The organism is Sphingopyxis flava, from assembly GCF_900168005.1.
GTDB lineage: Bacteria > Pseudomonadota > Alphaproteobacteria > Sphingomonadales > Sphingomonadaceae > Sphingopyxis > Sphingopyxis flava.
Genome location: NZ_FUYP01000044.1, coordinates 1 through 16,029, shown reverse-complemented (window position 1 = coordinate 16,029; position 16,029 = coordinate 1). Strand labels below are relative to the sequence as shown.

Annotated in this window: 16 protein-coding genes and 1 pseudogene; 10 read left to right on the top strand and 7 right to left on the bottom strand. The window is 60.0% G+C overall.

What is annotated here, in order from left to right:
- Positions 1-340 precede the first annotated feature (340 nt).
- The 9 genes from B5X69_RS18955 (at position 341) to B5X69_RS18915 (ending at position 9,738) form a co-directional block, all read left to right on the top strand.
- Positions 341-1,354, top strand: coding sequence for a zinc-dependent alcohol dehydrogenase (locus tag B5X69_RS18955; RefSeq protein ID WP_079640106.1), 1,014 nt, complete (start codon positions 341-343; stop codon positions 1,352-1,354).
- A 5-nt stretch (positions 1,355-1,359) separates the two neighbouring features.
- Complete coding sequence (locus B5X69_RS18950) at positions 1,360-2,496, top strand: sulfotransferase family protein (protein ID WP_139375879.1); 1,137 nt, start codon at positions 1,360-1,362, stop codon at positions 2,494-2,496.
- 91 nt (positions 2,497-2,587) lie between these two features.
- The gene (locus tag B5X69_RS18945; protein WP_079640104.1) at positions 2,588-2,893 is read left to right on the top strand and encodes a DUF4286 family protein; all 306 of its coding nucleotides are present in this window, start codon (positions 2,588-2,590) and stop codon (positions 2,891-2,893) included.
- A 98-nt stretch (positions 2,894-2,991) separates the two neighbouring features.
- On the top strand, positions 2,992-3,753 hold the full coding sequence (locus tag B5X69_RS18940) for an SDR family NAD(P)-dependent oxidoreductase (RefSeq protein ID WP_245798802.1): 762 nt from the start codon (positions 2,992-2,994) through the stop codon (positions 3,751-3,753).
- Positions 3,754-3,966: 213 nt separating this feature from the next.
- Entirely contained in the window at positions 3,967-5,181 is a 1,215-nt protein-coding gene (locus B5X69_RS18935; protein ID WP_176141686.1) for a cytochrome P450, read from the top strand.
- 23 nt (positions 5,182-5,204) lie between these two features.
- Positions 5,205-6,380, top strand: a complete 1,176-nt coding sequence (locus B5X69_RS18930; RefSeq protein WP_079640107.1) for a DUF1214 domain-containing protein — start codon at positions 5,205-5,207, stop codon at positions 6,378-6,380.
- A 68-nt stretch (positions 6,381-6,448) separates the two neighbouring features.
- Complete coding sequence (locus B5X69_RS18925; protein ID WP_176141685.1) at positions 6,449-7,585, top strand: sulfotransferase family protein; 1,137 nt, start codon at positions 6,449-6,451, stop codon at positions 7,583-7,585.
- A 39-nt stretch (positions 7,586-7,624) separates the two neighbouring features.
- On the top strand, positions 7,625-8,875 hold the full coding sequence (locus B5X69_RS18920; RefSeq protein ID WP_079640101.1) for a DUF1214 domain-containing protein: 1,251 nt from the start codon (positions 7,625-7,627) through the stop codon (positions 8,873-8,875).
- 83 nt (positions 8,876-8,958) lie between these two features.
- Complete coding sequence (locus B5X69_RS18915) at positions 8,959-9,738, top strand: SDR family oxidoreductase (RefSeq protein WP_079640100.1); 780 nt, start codon at positions 8,959-8,961, stop codon at positions 9,736-9,738.
- Positions 9,739-9,754: 16 nt separating this feature from the next.
- On the opposite strand, the gene B5X69_RS18910 is transcribed toward B5X69_RS18915, so the two are convergent.
- From B5X69_RS18910 to B5X69_RS18885, 7 genes are all read right to left on the bottom strand, one after another.
- Entirely contained in the window at positions 9,755-10,906 is a 1,152-nt protein-coding gene (locus B5X69_RS18910) for a Gfo/Idh/MocA family protein (protein ID WP_079640099.1), read from the bottom strand.
- Between the two features lie 32 nt (positions 10,907-10,938).
- Entirely contained in the window at positions 10,939-11,883 is a 945-nt protein-coding gene (locus B5X69_RS18905; RefSeq protein ID WP_245798801.1) for an SDR family NAD(P)-dependent oxidoreductase, read from the bottom strand.
- 89 nt (positions 11,884-11,972) lie between these two features.
- Positions 11,973-12,449 (bottom strand): VOC family protein, encoded by a 477-nt coding sequence (locus B5X69_RS18900; RefSeq protein WP_079640097.1) that lies wholly within the window; start codon positions 12,447-12,449, stop codon positions 11,973-11,975.
- A 32-nt stretch (positions 12,450-12,481) separates the two neighbouring features.
- Positions 12,482-13,171 carry an SDR family NAD(P)-dependent oxidoreductase gene (locus B5X69_RS18895; RefSeq protein WP_217699161.1) on the bottom strand — a complete coding sequence of 230 codons (690 nt, stop codon included), beginning with the start codon at positions 13,169-13,171 and terminating at the stop codon, positions 12,482-12,484.
- Entirely contained in the window at positions 13,168-13,398 is a 231-nt protein-coding gene (locus B5X69_RS21745; RefSeq protein ID WP_217699160.1) for a biotin/lipoyl-containing protein, read from the bottom strand. Before B5X69_RS21745 ends, B5X69_RS18895 begins: the two co-directional genes overlap by 4 nt.
- 10 nt (positions 13,399-13,408) lie before the next feature.
- Entirely contained in the window at positions 13,409-14,410 is a 1,002-nt protein-coding gene (locus B5X69_RS18890; RefSeq protein ID WP_079640095.1) for an alpha-ketoacid dehydrogenase subunit beta, read from the bottom strand.
- Positions 14,407-15,393 (bottom strand): thiamine pyrophosphate-dependent dehydrogenase E1 component subunit alpha, encoded by a 987-nt coding sequence (locus tag B5X69_RS18885; protein WP_079640094.1) that lies wholly within the window; start codon positions 15,391-15,393, stop codon positions 14,407-14,409. Before B5X69_RS18885 ends, B5X69_RS18890 begins: the two co-directional genes overlap by 4 nt.
- A gap of 346 nt (positions 15,394-15,739) precedes the next feature.
- Here B5X69_RS18885 and B5X69_RS18880 point away from each other — a divergent pair.
- Positions 15,740-15,919, top strand: a pseudogene (locus B5X69_RS18880) (FAD-dependent oxidoreductase); the annotation flags it as partial.
- Positions 15,920-16,029: the final 110 nt, after the last annotated feature.

Below are 16,029 nucleotides of genomic sequence, written 5' to 3'. Positions count from 1 at the left end.
TCGATCCCACGCGATGAAATAGACGCAGCGGAGGCACTCGGCCTGCTCAAACGCCCGCTGCCGCCAACGATTGATCTTCCCCAAGAACAACATCGTCACGAATAAGAGCGGCTAGGCTCTCAGCCTAGACACCTCGAAGTGAATTGAAAGTGCATCTTGTCCGGAAGGTGCTCCCTCCGAGGCGGCGCTGGTCGTGCCGGATGCCGAAATCTACCATGTGATTGCTAGGCCTGCGGAGGCGACACAGGCTTGCTCTCACGGCTAGTGATGATGAATTCGCCACGCTTGGCAGATCTCATCAAGGTCGCCAGAGTGGCAAATTGTTTGAGAGGAAGTTCCGATGCGCGCATTGCTGTACAAGGGGCCGGGCGAGCCGCTCGCGCTTGAAAACATGCCAGATCCCGAGCCGAACGAGGGCGAGGTCGTCATCCGTGTTGCGCGCTGCGGTGTGTGCGGGACCGATGTCCACGCCACCAGCGGCCATGGTTTTCCGATGCCGCCAGACAGCCCGCTTGGCCACGAATATGGCGGCGAGGTGGTTGCCCTGGGCAAGGGGGTGGATCAGCTTAAAGTGGGCGACCGAATCGCCGCGATGACGGTTGTAGGCTGCGGGAAGTGCGAAGGCTGCAAGAGCGGGATCGACCTTCTGTGTGCAAATCAGTTCGAAGGTTTTGCGCATGGCCTGGCCGAATATGCGCGTGTGAGTCAGCGCGGCGCCACAATCCTTCCGGCGACCATGAGCCTGGAAGATTCCGCGCTCGTCGAACCGATGTCGGTTGGCGGGCGCGCCGTGCGGCTGGCCAATCCTGACAAGGACAGCAAGATAGTGATCATCGGACCGGGCCCGATCGGCCTGTCGGTTCTGTTTTGGCTGCGTCAACGCGGCGTGGAAAATGTGGTGATGCTGGCATCGAGCGGGCGCCGCAAGGCACTGACCGACAAGCTCGGCGGCGCTGAATTCATCGTTGAAAGCGACGATGCGAAGGAAGAAATCTACTCCATCCTGGGTGGCGCGCCTGACATCGTGTTCGAAGCTGCCGGCGTCCCCGGTGTGATCAGCCGGGCGATCGATTTGGTGAAGGGTGGCGGCATGGTCGTCGGCCTGGGTTTCTGCCTTGAGCCGGACACAATCATCCCCGGCATGGCGATGATCAAGGACGTCACCCTGCGCTGGTCCACCATCTTCACGCGTGACGATTTTGCCGCCAGCGCTGACGCGATCGACCGCAATACCGATCTTGCCCGTGCCATGGTCACAGACATCGTCGGTATGGATCAAGCATCCGCAGCCTTCGAAGAGTTTCGCAAGGGCACCAGCGGCAGTGGCAAGCTGCAGATCGATCCGTGGGGCTGACCGGTATGACACAGACGTGGCAATCTCGGTTTGAAGAACTTCACCAGAGCGCTGCAGAGCAGGCGGGCCTCAGTGACTTCGGCGATGCGGATTATCACGAGGGTTTCCGCATCCTGCTCGAATCGCTGGATCAAGAAGGGATCGCCGGTAGCAAGGCTTCCATGATGGAATGGGTCATTGTCGCCACTCTTGTAGGCCGGTTGCGGACCGAGGCGCAGTGGAAGGCCCATCCCGAGTACAAGGCCCGGGAAATTCCCGCACCGGTCATCGTCATTGGCGTACCGCGCACCGGCACCACCGCCCTGCACAACCTCTTGAGTCAGGACGAACAGTTCCAGGGTATCGAGCGATGGATTTGCGATGCACCACTGGTCCGGCCAGCGCGTGACGCCTGGGCCGATCATCCGCAATATCAGGCCAGCATGGAGCTCTACGAACAGTTCCTGGCCGTCGCACCTAAAGCGATGGTAGCGCATGGCGTAAAGCCTGACGAAGTGGACGAATGCTTGCTGCCAATGTCGCAGAGCTTTTGCAGTAACACCTTCCCTTCACAGCTCGATTTGCCGCATTATGACGATTGGTTGATGAAGGCGGACGAAACTGCATCCTATCGCCGCTATAAGGACATGTTGCGTCTTGTCGGCCTGAACGATGATCGTCGCTGGCTGCTCAAGAACCCTAGCCATGTGTTCGGCATCGATGCCCTGCTGGCCGTGTTTCCCGATGCCTGTGTTGTGCAGACGCACCGCCACCCGGCGTCTTCGCTGGCTTCGCTCGTGAGCTTGCTCGACGGCTTCATCGGGGGGCTCACCGGCGAACCAATCGACCGGGAGCGCAGGCTGAAGCGCGAGGCGGCTTTCTGGGCTGAAGGAGTGCGCCGCACCATGGCGGCGCAAGACCGCCATCCTGATCGGTTCGTCAACGTTCTCCAGGGAGAAATCCGGCGCGATCCCCTGGGAGTGGTTCAGGCGATCTACGGCAAATTCGGGTTGGACCTGTCGACGCAGGCGCGGATTGCGATGCAGGATTGGGCAAACGCCAATTCCGAACAGGAAGGGGCAGGACACAGCTACGAGAAGATCGGGCGGGATTCGCCGCTGGTCGCACCCTTCGCCGAATATATCGAGCGCTACGGGCTGTAGCTTGCCCTCGCGATCAGGAGACAGCCTCACTCAAGGATCCATCATTTCAAGGGGAAGTTGCCCAGATGGCACGATAGGGGAAGTTGCCCAGATGGCACGATACAAGCTGGTTGCATTCAGTAATGCGGTCGAAGGGCATGATGCCGAATACAATGAATGGTATGATGGCCAGCATATGCCTGATGTCCTGGCCATTCCGGGTTTCGTTTCGGCAGAGCGATTCGTCTGTGTAGGCGATGGCCCGCACCGCTATTTGGCAATCTACGAGATTGAGACCGACGATTTAGAAGGTCTGCTGGCGGAGTTTTCCCGGCGTCCGGGAACAGACCTTATGCCGATCAGCACTTCACTTGAATTTGCCAGTGCCGTGGTCGGGTTTTGGAAGCCTGCAGCCTAGGTCGACGCGCCCCATCAGGGCTCAGGGCATCGCTCGGGGCGCGCGTTGACTGCAATATCCAGGGAGGTGAGATTGCTATTATGAGGCTGCAAGACAAGGTGGCGATCGTGATGGGGGCGACCCGTCAAGGCAATATGGGCCAGGCCATTGCCGAACGCTTCATCAAGGAAGGCGCAAAAGTGGTGGTATCAGGCCGCTCGCGGGATGGTCTCGAGGCCTTCGCGACCGAAACCGGCGCAGTCGCGATACCGGCGGATGTGTCGAACCGCGATGCAGTCTTCTCCCTGTTCGAACAGACCAGGGAGAAGTTCGGCCGTGTTGACATCGCGGTCAACGCCGCAGCCACACCGCAGTACGGCCCTTTCGAAGACATGACCGAGGCCGAGATCGATGAAATGCTGTCGATCATTTTCAAGGGCGGAATCTGGTTCATGCAGGCCGCAATCGCGGCAATGAAGGAAGCGGGCGGCGGCGCGATCGTCAACGTGACTTCGGCGGTTGCCGACATCATGTTCGAAAACCACGCTGCCTATATGGGAGCCAAGGCAGGACTCAACCATGTGACCCGAACGGTTGCCAACGAGTTCGGCAAGTATGGTATACGCGCCAATATTCTGGCACCGGGCCTTACCGTGACGCCGATCCTCAACGATCAATTCCCGCAATCGGTGATTGACGCCTTTGCGCGTGAATATCCATTGGGTCGCATCACTACGGTGGAAGATGTGGCCGACGCGGCGCTGTTCGCTGCGGGCGACGAGTGCTTCATGACCGGCCAGACATTCCACGTGAATGGCGGACTTACTCTGCGGCGCAATCCCACGGCAGAGGAGATCCAGCGCGCTGCCGTGGGTGGATGATCCTGACCGCCTCGGACGAAGTGAAAGGCGCAGGATCAATGCGACGATTGACCCCGTTAAAGACATCACCACGCTGATATCTACCTCCACTACTGGACCGAAGGCGACTGCTGGCCAAGACTGCGGCTTTACACTGCGAGTGAGGGAGGGAATCGCATTGTCGCGGAGAGTTGAGAAAATCCGGCTCCTGACCGGATGGAGGTTACCACTACAATGAACATTCCTGCGAGCCTGGCCCCAGTCCCTGATCATGTTCCGGCGGATCTTGTGAGGGATTTCGATCCCTACAATTTGCCGGGCCTTGTCGACGGCTATACCGATGATATTCATGCGCTGTGGAAGACGATCCAGGATACCCATCCGGACGTCTTCTGGACCCCGCGCAATGGTGGCCACTGGGTGGCGACGCGCTATCGCGAAATGGTCGAGCTAACCACGGATCCGGCCCGCTTTTCGAACCTCGAACCGTTTGTTCCCAAAGGAATTATCCCGCACACGGGGCCCAACCAGATGGACGCGCCCGAGCACGGCCCGTTCCGCAGGCTGGTCGCGCAGGCATTTACCCCGGCGTCGCTGAATCAGGCAAGCATTCGCGCACGCGCTGCCGCAGTGGGCATTGTCGAGAAGCTCCGCCCGCAGGGGCGCTGTGATTTCGTCCTCGATTTCGCTGGCGTGATGCCGGTCGTCACATTCCTCAACCTGTTGGGCATGCCGGAAAGCGAAGCGCCCTATTTGCTCGATCTCGCCAAGCGGAATGTGCCTGGGCAAGACACGATGGAGCAAGCTGCCAGGGAAACGCACGAATACATTGCGGAACTGATCCGCGACCGGCAGTCAAAGCCTGGCGAAGATTTCGTCAGCATGCTGGTGAGCGCACAGGTCATGGGCAGAGATTTGACGCCTGACGAACGGCACAATGTTGTGCAGTTGGTGGTCACTGGCGGACTCGAAACCGTCATGAATACGACGTCTTTCGCCATGGTGCATTTCGCCCGCCACATGGATCTTCAGCGCGAACTGCGCGAAAATCCGGAATTGTACGATGGAGCTGTGGACGAGATCACTCGCCGCTTCGGAACCAGCAACATCGCCCGGCTGGTGAAGCACGACACAGAGCTGAACGGCGTTGCGATCCGCGAAGGCGAGCAGGTGCTGGGCATCTATCCGCTGAGTGGGTTGGATGAGCGGGCCAACCCCGATCCGATGCGGTTCGATCCGCGGCGAAAGCAGAGCCGTCACGTCAATTTCGGTAGCGGGCCGCATACTTGCCTGGGGGCGCGGCTTGCGCGCCGGGAACTGCGTATCTTCCTCGAGGAATGGATCGCCAAGATGCCCGAATGCCGCATTGCCGCAGGCACTTCGCCAAAAATGGCGGCCGGCCTGATTAATACCGTCCGCGGATTCTACCTGGAATGGGATCCCGAGTGAGCACGAATAAGGGAGAATTCGAGATGCAGACCTGGGCGGAATATGTCGATCTGCTTAAGCGTGGCGAGGCTATCCTTGGAGAGGCGACGGCCCCGGTCGACGAGCAACTACGGGCCGATCTCTATCGCCAGTTCGCGATGAATTTGTCGCAGGCCTATTTCCTGCTGATGATGGCAGATCCGCGTTATCCCGAATTCGTGCCTTACCTCAATTCCGGCTTCATGCTGCAGCCCAACCCTGACGCGGTCTATTATGTCGCCGCGCTTGATGGGACGGGGACCTACCGCATCACCGGCGAGCGCGGCAATGCGCCGGTGGCGGGGTTCGCCACGGGCATGAAGATGTTCGGCACCGATGGGCTGAAGATGGGTAAGGGCTTCGGCAATTACGACCTCGACGAGCTCACGCTCGATAACGATGGCCGCTTCTCGGTGCTTTTCAGTTCCGAGCGACCGGCGGGTTACGATGGCGATTGGCTGCATCTCGATCCGCAATCGGATTTCATCATGCTGCGCCAGTTTTCTTACGACTGGGGCAACGAACACGACGTTCGCCTCGCGATCGAGCGGCTCGATCCGCCGTCACAGCCAAAGGCACGACCGACACCCGAGGAGGTGGATGCCAAACTGCGCCATGTGTTCGACTATGCCATCGATGTAAGCCGCGTTGCACTTGCCCAGATCAAGCGGGTGCATGATGGCGGCTTCATCAACCAGATGCACATTCACACCTTCCAGGACATGGGCAATGGCGAGGATTGGCCCCAAGCCTATTTCGAGATGGTGTTCGACATCGCCGACGATGAGGCGCTGGTGATCGAAAGCGAGCTGCCTGAAGTTCGAAATTACTGGAATGTGCAGGTGATCGATGGTCTGTGGAACCAGGTCGACATTCCATACCGGCAAAGCAGCTTGAACGGGCTCAGTGCCAAGGTCGATAATGATGGCAAGTTTCGCACCGTGGTCGCGCACGATGATCCGGGCTTTGCCAATTGGCTCGATACCGGCGGTAGTAATTACGGCTTGCTGATCGGTCGGTGGTATCGCTGCTCGTCCACGCCCACGCCTCAGGTCACAAAAATGAAGCTGGCTGAGGTGGCTGCCTACCTTGGCGATCGCTCCCCCCGCGCTAGCGCGGACGAACGGGCGGAACAGATGCGCCAGCGTTTGATCGGCAACCAGATGCGGCGTAAATGGTGACAGCAGCAGGCGGGCCTTATGCGGCCCTTCTTGGAGATTGGCAGGGCGCGCTGGATGCCCCCTCGCTCATGTCTGATGCCGAGCGCCTGACCGGGCTTTCCGATTGGGGTGGGAGCCGCTGGGAGGAAGAACGCTTTCGAAACGATTTCGCGCTTTTGTGCGATGGTGTCGAAACCACGGGTGAAGTGACCACCCGCGGTCGCAGCCGATCCTATGCGCGACTGATGACCATGCTCATTTCCCGGCTGCGCTATCTCGATGCGCGAAAGCTCACGACCGGTGTTGATGCCGAACGGATCGTCGCTCCGTTGATCGGGACAGGCATGCCGCGCGCTGGCACGACGTTTCTTCACGGCGTGCTCGCGCAGGATCCCAATCTGCGCGTTGCCAAGGCTTTTGAGGCGGCGATCCTGGTCCCGCTGCCGGGGCCGGACGGGGACGCCCGCTCCGCGATCTATGAAGAACTGCTTGCGTTTCAGGGCATGACCGATGGCCATATGCTGGCTATGCACCCGTTCGGTGCAGATCTGCCCGAAGAATGCCTGTTCCTGCAGGAGGGCGCATGTACCGGGTTCTTCGGCGGCCTATGGAACGTACCGGAATTCCTGGATGCCGTGGCGGATAAGGCCGCGATCGCATATCGCTGGCAGATCGGTGTCATGCAATATCTGCAAACACTGTCGCGCGGGGAAAGATGGGCGCTGAAGACACCAGCCCACATCATGACCTGGGATGAGCTGCACATCGCCTTCCCTGATGCGCTGATCTACGTGAATCACCGCGATCCGGGCAAGGTGATCCCTTCCATGGCCAGCCTGATGGCCGCCTTGCGCGGGCTGTTCTCCGACCGGGAAATGGATCCGCTCCAATTGGGGCAGGAACAGTTGGCGATCTGGTCGCCCACGATGAATGCCTATGCCACGTGGCGAAAGGGTCCGGGGCGCGATGCTGCGGTCATAGATGTGATCTTCTCCGATCTTGTCGCTCGCCCGCTCGAAGTGGTTGCGGAGCTATACCACACGTTCGGACTGCATCTGACTGCTCAGGCTCGCGAGCGAATGGAGCGGCATCTTGACCAGGACCATCACGGAAAGGGGCCGCAAAGAAACTATTCGCTGGCGGAATTCGGTATCGACGAGGCTGATATCGAAGGCGCTTTCGGCTCCTATATCGACCAGTTCGGCATCCGCCGCGAGGGCAGGTGAGGGCAGGGCGAAAGTCGGCACGACGGGGAATCTTGCGTAATGACCAACCCAATAGACAATCCGGGACAGCTGGCCGCCGAGACCGATGTGAGGGCCATGCGCCTGGACCCGCGGATCGAGCCGATCCGCGCGCGGATCACCAAATATTACGCCATTGGCTATGGTGATCGCTTGCCCGACGAATGCCGCCCGCATCTCGATGCGCTGGCCGATGAGTTTCTCAACAACTGGCTGTTCAAGGCAGCCGCGTCAGACAGCCAGCATCCGCGCTTCGTCCGCGATTTCATGCCAGCCTATGAGTGGCATGGCGCCATGGTACCCGGCGCGCGGACCGGAGGCGACAATCCTGACAATTGCTATCGGCTGGCCGGCATCGAGCACGGTTCGAGCTATCGACTGATCGGCCGCCTCGCTGGGGGTAAACCGGCCAACATCTCATTCGCTCTCGCCAACAATTACGGCACTTCCCAGACTGTCGAGATCCTGGAGGATCATCAATTGCAGTGGGGGGCGGACGGAACTTTCGAGATCACCATCGATGAAAGTCCGGCGGCAGGTCGCGCGAACCATTTGATGACTCATCCGGGTACGAAATTCCTGTTCGTGCGGGATTCGATGATGGACTGGGCCGAAGAAACCCCGCTCGACCTGTCGATTGAGCGGCTGGGCGAGGCAAAAGCACCTCCAATCGGTATCGACGAGATGTTCGAGCGGGCCACGAAAAACGCCCTGAACGACGTTTTTCAATATTTCTGGTTCCAGAACATGCTGAGCAGCCAGGCCGTGAATACGATCTTGCCCGCTTACCCGCTGGCCAGCGCGGGTGTCGGTCTCGCCACGCAGGGTGTCAGCAGCGGGCACTTTCGGCTCGGCCCGGACGACGCGGCGATTATCGATTACGATCCGGCAGAGGCGGGCTATGCTGCGGTCGAGCTGACAGACTGGTTGTATCGCTCGCTCGACTATCACACCGTCCAGTCCAGCCTCACTGCGGCCCAATCCGCCATTGATCCTGACGGCCGCATCCGCCTCGTCATTGCCAGACGCGATCCGGGCGTTGCCAATTGGCTCGATACGCGGGGGCAGGCCAATGTTCTGATGATCCTGCGTTGGCAGGCGATGAAGGCTGGCGGGCGACCAATCAACGTCACTCTGAAGATGACGACAATCGACCGGCTGAAGTCCGACCTGCCCGATTCAACAGTTTGGGTCGATGCCGACGAACGCGCTGCACTAATAGGTGCGCGGATCGCGTCCTATCAGCGGCGGATCACGCCCAATGTTGTATAGTCTGCCACCATCTCATCCGTGCTAACTCTCTCTCGCTGCAAGTTGGTTCTTGTCTAGCTGCGCGGGTGCGTCATGCTGATCCGATGAAGAGAACCATCGTGATAACAGGTGCAGCGTCCGGAATCGGGCGAGCTACCGCTGAATTGCTCAAGGCGGAGGGGCACCGGGTTATCGGCGTTGACCTTCGCGACGTGGAGGTTGTGGCCAATCTTTCGACAGCGGCGGGGAGGCAATCGATGGCTGGTGCTGTGGCTACGCTTGCGCCGCAAGGCGTGGATTCGGTGATCGCTGTCGCCGGAATGCCAGCACCCGCGCCTGCCGGACGGCTATTGGCGGTCAATTATTTCGGGGCCGTGGCGACGCTGGAGCTGCTGCGCCCGCTGCTGCTACGTTCGCAAGCACCGCGCGCAGTAGCGATCATTTCGACCGCATCGCTCAGCGAATTCGATCCCGCTCTGGTCGACGCATGCCTAGCGGGGGACGAGGCTGCCGCGCTGGCGCTTGCCGGCAACATCGATCCGGAAGCGGCGACCGGCTATTCCAGCAGCAAACACGCGCTCGCGCGCTGGCTGCGCCGGTCTGCGATTTCGCCAGAATGGGCAGGATCGGGCATTCTGCTCAACGGCGTCTCGCCCGGCCGCGTCCGTACGCCGATGACAGAAGGATTCCTTTCCACCGAGGAAGGAATGGCCATGCTCGAGCAGTTCACCCCGATTGCACTGTCTGATTGCCCCTATGGCGAACCGGACGAACTGGCCGAGGTGATCGCGTTTCTCGCGACCCTGCAGGGACGCTACCTGCTGGGGCAGATCCTCTATGTCGACGGAGGCACCGAAACCATCTTCAGGACAGATACGATCTGATCGACAGGCGCCCGACCTAAAGCTCTGAAATCTCGACCCGTCGACCCGTATCGCTCGATATCTCGAGCGCCGTGACCACCTTGTGCGCATGCAGGGCTTCCTCGAAGCTGGGTGATGGCTCTTGGTTGCCCTTGATCGCTTCGAGCATGCTGTGGAACATCCAGCTCATCGCCACCATGTAAGGGGGGGCGTTCTCCTTGTTCCAGGGCGTGTTGGGCACCGCGTAATATTCCGGCGCGATATCGACCATGCCACCGGTCAACTCGCCAAATTCCTTGTGCGCCACTGGTCCGGCATAGAGCTTTGCGCTGGCCCCGTCGCCGAAGGTCGGATCGGTATAGAGTAGCCGCCCGCGATCACCCCAGATCTCGATCCGCATGACTTCAGAATCTGGCATGCACCAGCCGGTCTGCAGGTTGCCGATTGCCCCATTTTCCAGTTGCAGGACGGCGCAGCCAAGGTCCGCCGTTTCGGGCTTCAGCACCGTGCCATCGGGCAGAGGCCACTCCTTCATGCCGGTGGTCTGGAGGCCGGTTACCGATTTCACCGGGCCCAACAGGTGCGACAGAAACAGCGTCGAATGCGTGCCGAAATTGCGCCAGGCGCTACCACCGCTCGCCTTCTCGGCCAGCCAGAGATAGGGATCCATCCCTCCTTCGGGATAGACACAGGCGGGGTAAACCAAGCCGTCGCGTTCCCACAGCGGCATGATCAACTGCATGTTGAAGCCGAGGATATTGCCGAGGAATCCCTCGTCGATCAGCTGCTTCATCTGCAGCGCTGCGGGCCCCCAGCGGAACTGGGCATCGACTACGCCGACCAGCCCCTTCTCCCTTGCCAGTTCGGTCTGCGCCTTGGCTTGATCGAGCGTCAGCGCGAAAGGCAAGGCGTTGTAAACATGCTTGCCCGCGTTCAGCGCCGCCATGACCATGTCATACCGGTAGGCGGGCCTGCTGCCCACGTCGATAATGTCGAGATCGGGATCGGCGACGAGATCGGCAACGCGCCAATAAGCTTTGGGAATGCCGAAGGCGGCGGCCGCTGCTTCAGCGGTTTCCTTGTGCGCAGTGCACACAGCAGCGACCTCCACGTCGGGCATCTGTTTCCAGATCATGCCGTGGACCTTGAGGCTCCAATTGGCGCCGATAATGCCGACTTTAGTTGTCATTTGCTCGGTTCCCTTCTCGTCATCGGCCCATTTCAGGCAAGCACGCCCTGCTTGCGCGCGGCCTTCACAGCGGAAGTGAACTCGTCATAGGGTGTCATCGGTTCGGAATAGTCGCCCAGTTCCTCGATCTGCCCGAAATGAGAGGCGATATCCTCAAGGGTAGGAGGAACATCGCCCGCCGGAGATACCCAGCCTTCCGCGGCGCAAATCCTTACTCGCGCATAGCGTCCGCAGTTGGACGAATAGACGCCGTGCGTGGCGGTGCAGGCCTCGCTGACAAGATAGAGCGCCAGCGGCGTATTGAACTCGGGTACAACCCTCCCTTCCGCGATTGAGAAGTCCGCCTTCTCAAATGACTTGGCGAACTGCGGAATTTCCATGAAGCCTGGTGTCATCTCTGCCTCCAGACGCGACGAAGCAGTCGGCAGCATCACGTTGGACTGTATGCCATAGGCAGAACCTTCTAGCGCGACGACATTCGAAAGGCCCAACATCGCACCTTTGCCGGCAGCATAGTTTGCCTGCCACGCGTGGCCGAACATTGCCGAGGCCGATCCCGTAAACAGTATGCGTCCGTAGCCTGCAGCGCGCATCGCGCGGTAAGCGGGTTGGCCGACATAGAACGCGGCTTTGAGGTGGACATTGATGATAGGATCGATCTGTTCGTCGGTCAGATCCTCGAACCGGTTGTTGCGCAGGAACCCGGCATTGCTGATCAGGATGTCGATCTTGCCCCAGGTGTCGAGTGCGGTCTGGATCACCGCCGCGCCGCCTTCGCGCGTGGCGACGCTATTGGTGTTGGCCACTGCTTCGCCGCCTGCGGCACGGATCTCTTCGACGACGGCCTGCGCCGCGCTGGCCGAGGCGCCTTCGCCCGATCCGCTGCCGCCCAGATCGTTGACCACGACCTTCGCACCGCGCCGCGCCAGCTCCAGGGCGTAATCGCGCCCCAGGCCGTTGCCCGCGCCGGTCACCACTGCCACACGGTCTTCGAAAGTTATCTTGTCCATGGTCGTTCTTTAATCTCTCTGGCTAAGGCCGCCCCTGACTTTGGGCGCCGGGTAATTCATGATTTGAACGGGCTGCCTTCGACTTGCGCGAACATGGCCCTTCCGCCCTCTTCAAGGCGGACATATTCGAGGTAATGTCCCAGTAGCGGGGTCGTATCGACATACAGGAAATCGAGCGCACCCGGCATCGATCCTTCGTTGACTACCGGGGTGCCATTATTGACATGTGTGGTTCTGATAGCGGCAAGATCCTCCGCCGTATCGACCAGCATGCCCAGATGGTGGTGCCGGATTGCGAAACCTTCGACATCCGCTATCCAAGGGGCATAGAGCCCGGTTATATCATTAAGCGGCTGGATCAGTTCGTACATCGTGGTTCCCGCATAGGCGAGGCCGATGCGCATGATGTCGCCCGGTGGATCAAGTATTGTGAATGCGCCGGTGTCGAACCGCTCGCAGAACAGCTTTGCGGCCTGTTCCACGTCGCTGGTTGCGTAAGCGATCTGGAACACGTTGTTGAGTTGGGGTGTCATGGCGAATGGGATCCTTTTCTACGCTTGCTCGCCTAACCTTGGGCGCCCCTTGAAACCGGGATCAGCGCACCGCTGATCGAACGTGCCGCATGGGATGACAGGAACAGGATAACATCGGCTATTGCCTGTGGCTGGACCCACTGGTTGAAGTCTGCATCCGGCATGTCGGCCCGGTTTGCGGGGGTGTCGATGATGCTGGGCAGAACCGCATTGACTGTGATGCTTGTTCCGGCGAGTTCGGCAGCAAGGCTTTCAGTCAGGCGATGAACACTCGCCTTTGACGCTGCGTATGCGCCCATGCCGGCATCAGCCTTGATCGCCGCGCCTGCGCCGATGTTGACGATGTGCCCCGCCGTGCTTGCCAAGATAAAGGGCAGGGCCGCATTGGTGATGGTCACCGCCGTCTGAACATTCATAGCAAACATGCGCTGCCAGGTTTCGACCGATCCGCCCTGCAATGTTTCCCAGGTGAAACCGCCCGCGATGTTGACCAGCACGTCCACGCCGCCATTGGCCGAAACCACGGCATCAACAGCTTTGCCGCAGGCTGCACTATCGGTCAGGTCGACCCCGCCGATATCGAGCGCGCCATCAAGCGCTTCATCTGCTTCAGACGAAAAGTCGATCCGCGCGACTTTGTCTCCGGCCTCGGAAAAGGCGCGGGAGACACAGCGGCCAAGTGCGCCGAACCCTCCGGTTACGATAACGCTTCTTGCAGTCACTCGATAATACCCAGGACGGTACCAACTTCGTATGTTTCGCCGACCTGAGCGATGATTTTGAGGGTGCCCGTGGCCGGGCTGTCGACTTCGTTGGTCGATTTGTCGCTCTCTAGCGCGTAGAGCGGCTGGCCTTCGACAGCCTGGCCGCCATCGGCGACGAGCCATTCGGCGAGCACGCCTTCGTTCATCGAGAAACCGATCTTGGGAAGCAGGATTTCGATTGCCATGGGGATTCCTTTATTTGGTGAGGGCAATGGCCGCTTCGGCAATGCGCGCGGCGGTGGGGGCAAAAGCATCTTCGAGCGGCTTAGAGAATGGCACCGGAGCATATGGCGCGCCGAGCCGGGCCACGGGGACCTTGAGCTTGCCGAAGAATTCGGATTGCAGCGTCGCGGCGATTTCGGCACCGACGCCGAACTGGGTCACCGCTTCATGCGTGATCAGGCAGCGCCCGGTCTTGGCGACCGAGGCGAACACCGCCTCCTTGTCCCATGGCGAGATGGTGCGCAGGTCGATGATCTCGGCAGAGACACCGGCCGCTTCCATCGCCTCGACCGCACCAAGCACTTCGCCCAGCACGCGCGAGTAGCTGACGATGGTGACGTCGCTTCCCTCTTTGACGACCTTGGCCTTGCCCAGCGGCACAACATGCCCCGGCTCAGGTGCTTCACCCGGTGTCCAATAGGCGGGCAGGTTTTCGATATAGAGCACCGGATCGGGGTCATCGATCGCTGCGCGCATCAGGCCATAGGCATCGGCCGGATTGGACGGTGCAACCACTTTCATGCCGGCAGTGTGAGCGAACCATGCTTCGAGATAGTCGCAATGCTGGCCGCCAGAGGAAAAGCCGGTGCCGGTCATTGTGCGGATCACGATCGGCACATGGGTCTGCCCGCCAGACATGAAGCGCAGCTTGGCTGCATGGTTGACGATCATGTCCATCGCCACCGTGGTGAAGTTCATCAGCATGATCTCGGCGACAGGCTTGTAGCCCACAAGGCTGGCACCGATCGCTGCGCCGACGATCGCCTGTTCCGCGATCGGGGTGGAACGAACACGCTCGTCACCGAAGCGGGTGGACAGACCCTTGGTGACGCCGACCACACCGCCGTCTTCGGGATCGGCCACATCCTCGCCCAGCACAACGACCTTGTCGTCGGCCGCCATGGCGTCGGCAATGGCGCTGTTGATCGCCTGGAGAATGGTGACCGGCTTGGCCTTGGTTGCAGTATCGCTCATGCCACCGCTCCTTCAGCGTAAACGTCTTTGATCAGCTCATCGAGCTCGGGGAAGGGCGAGGCGAGCGCGAATTCGACTGCGGCATCAATTTCAGCTTCGATCGCGGCTTCCATCGCGGCCAGTTCGTCCTCGCTCGCAATCCCTTCGGCGATCAGTCGCGCCCGGAAGATCGGCACCGGATCTGCTTCTATCGCCGCCTTTTTCTGTTCCTTGTCCATGTAGGCATCGGAATCGCCGAACACATGGCCGTAAAAGCGGAAGGTCATCGCTTCGATCAAGGTCGGCCCTTCGCCGGCCCGGGCTCGCTCAACCGCCTCACGTGCGGCAGCATACATCTCTATCGGATCATTGCCATTCACCCGCACGCCCGGAATGTTGTAGGCCGCACCGCGATCGGCAATGCGCGCTACCGAAGTGGCCTTTTCGTAACTCGTGTGTTCGCCGTAAAGGTTGTTCTGGCACAGGAAAATCACCGGCAGTTTCCATACCCCGGCCAAGTTCAGGCTTTCGTGGAACGCGCCGATGTTCGATGCGCCGTCGCCAAAGGTTGCTACGGTGACGCGGTTATTGCCCGACATCTGCGATCCCCAGCCAATTCCATTGGCGATCGGCATGGACGAACCGACGATGCCGGTGGTGACCATGATGCCCTTTTTCGGATAGGTCAGGTGCATCGGGCCGCCCTTGCCTTTGCAGGTGCCGTCGACCCGCCCTGCAACCTCTGCCCACAGATCGTTCAGTGGCATGCCCTTGGCCAGCATGTCATGGATGCCGCGATAGATCGTTACCCAGTAATCGTCGTCCGTCAGGGCTTCGGCCATGGCCGAGGGAATGATTTCCTGCCCCCGATAGCTGTAATAGGGCATTACGAGGCGACCGTTCATGATCACCTTGCGGCTGCGCTCGTCATTCGCTTTCAGCAGCGCAGCGCGGCGATAGATCGCCAGCTGCGTAGCGCCGTCAGCCACATGGTTGCTCGTCATCCCAATGCCTCCATTTACCGGTTGCCTGACCGTCTCGCGTTACAACATGACTGTGAACAGGCTGCCAGCGTCATTACCGCACTTGCGATGCCAAGCAGTTATGAACCTGTCGAGGGTCTGCTAATAGCCATCATATGACTGATTGTCGGTGCCGCGGATACATAAAGTACGGCTTTGCCTGCAATGGCCACCAAAAGGTATTCAGCTGAAGTTGGGACATCCATGCGTCACCATTTCCACACATCTGATTGATTGCGATCCGGTAAGGAGGTGGCTGGGCCTTGGTGCTCAGACTGCCTAGTGCGAACCGAAATGAGTGATCAGAGTCAGTGCATGGAGCAGGAAAGTGGAACGAGCAGACGTCATAATCGTGGGGGCAGGGCACGGTGGCGCCCAGGCGGCGATCGCCCTTCGTCAAAACGACTTCACTGGCAGCATTCTGGTCATCGGGCGCGAGCCGGTGATTCCTTATGAACGACCCCCGCTTTCGAAGGAATATCTTGTCCGCGAAAAGACTTGGTGTCGTTGCCCCTTAATTTCCGGACAGTTCCTCACTGGTTGATTGGACGATGTATTCGCGCGGGGCGAGGTAGCCAAGTGCGCGATGCGGATGGACGGTGTTGTAGTGGTGGAACC

What these genes read in the sequence shown, in the direction of transcription:
- B5X69_RS18890 (WP_079640095.1), bottom strand. Translation starts at nt 14,410, where the DNA reads ATGAGCGATACTGCAACCAAGGCCAAGCCGGTCACCATTCTCCAGGCG.
- B5X69_RS18925 (WP_176141685.1), top strand. Translation starts at nt 6,449, where the DNA reads ATGTCTGATGCCGAGCGCCTGACCGGGCTTTCCGATTGGGGTGGGAGC.
- B5X69_RS18920 (WP_079640101.1), top strand. Translation starts at nt 7,625, where the DNA reads ATGACCAACCCAATAGACAATCCGGGACAGCTGGCCGCCGAGACCGAT.
- B5X69_RS21745 (WP_217699160.1), bottom strand. Translation starts at nt 13,398, where the DNA reads ATGGCAATCGAAATCCTGCTTCCCAAGATCGGTTTCTCGATGAACGAA.
- B5X69_RS18950 (WP_139375879.1), top strand. Translation starts at nt 1,360, where the DNA reads ATGACACAGACGTGGCAATCTCGGTTTGAAGAACTTCACCAGAGCGCT.
- B5X69_RS18900 (WP_079640097.1), bottom strand. Translation starts at nt 12,449, where the DNA reads ATGACACCCCAACTCAACAACGTGTTCCAGATCGCTTACGCAACCAGC.
- B5X69_RS18945 (WP_079640104.1), top strand. Translation starts at nt 2,588, where the DNA reads ATGGCACGATACAAGCTGGTTGCATTCAGTAATGCGGTCGAAGGGCAT.
- B5X69_RS18955 (WP_079640106.1), top strand. Translation starts at nt 341, where the DNA reads ATGCGCGCATTGCTGTACAAGGGGCCGGGCGAGCCGCTCGCGCTTGAA.
- B5X69_RS18885 (WP_079640094.1), bottom strand. Translation starts at nt 15,393, where the DNA reads ATGACGAGCAACCATGTGGCTGACGGCGCTACGCAGCTGGCGATCTAT.
- B5X69_RS18935 (WP_176141686.1), top strand. Translation starts at nt 3,967, where the DNA reads ATGAACATTCCTGCGAGCCTGGCCCCAGTCCCTGATCATGTTCCGGCG.
- B5X69_RS18910 (WP_079640099.1), bottom strand. Translation starts at nt 10,906, where the DNA reads ATGACAACTAAAGTCGGCATTATCGGCGCCAATTGGAGCCTCAAGGTC.
- B5X69_RS18930 (WP_079640107.1), top strand. Translation starts at nt 5,205, where the DNA reads ATGCAGACCTGGGCGGAATATGTCGATCTGCTTAAGCGTGGCGAGGCT.
- B5X69_RS18915 (WP_079640100.1), top strand. Translation starts at nt 8,959, where the DNA reads ATGAAGAGAACCATCGTGATAACAGGTGCAGCGTCCGGAATCGGGCGA.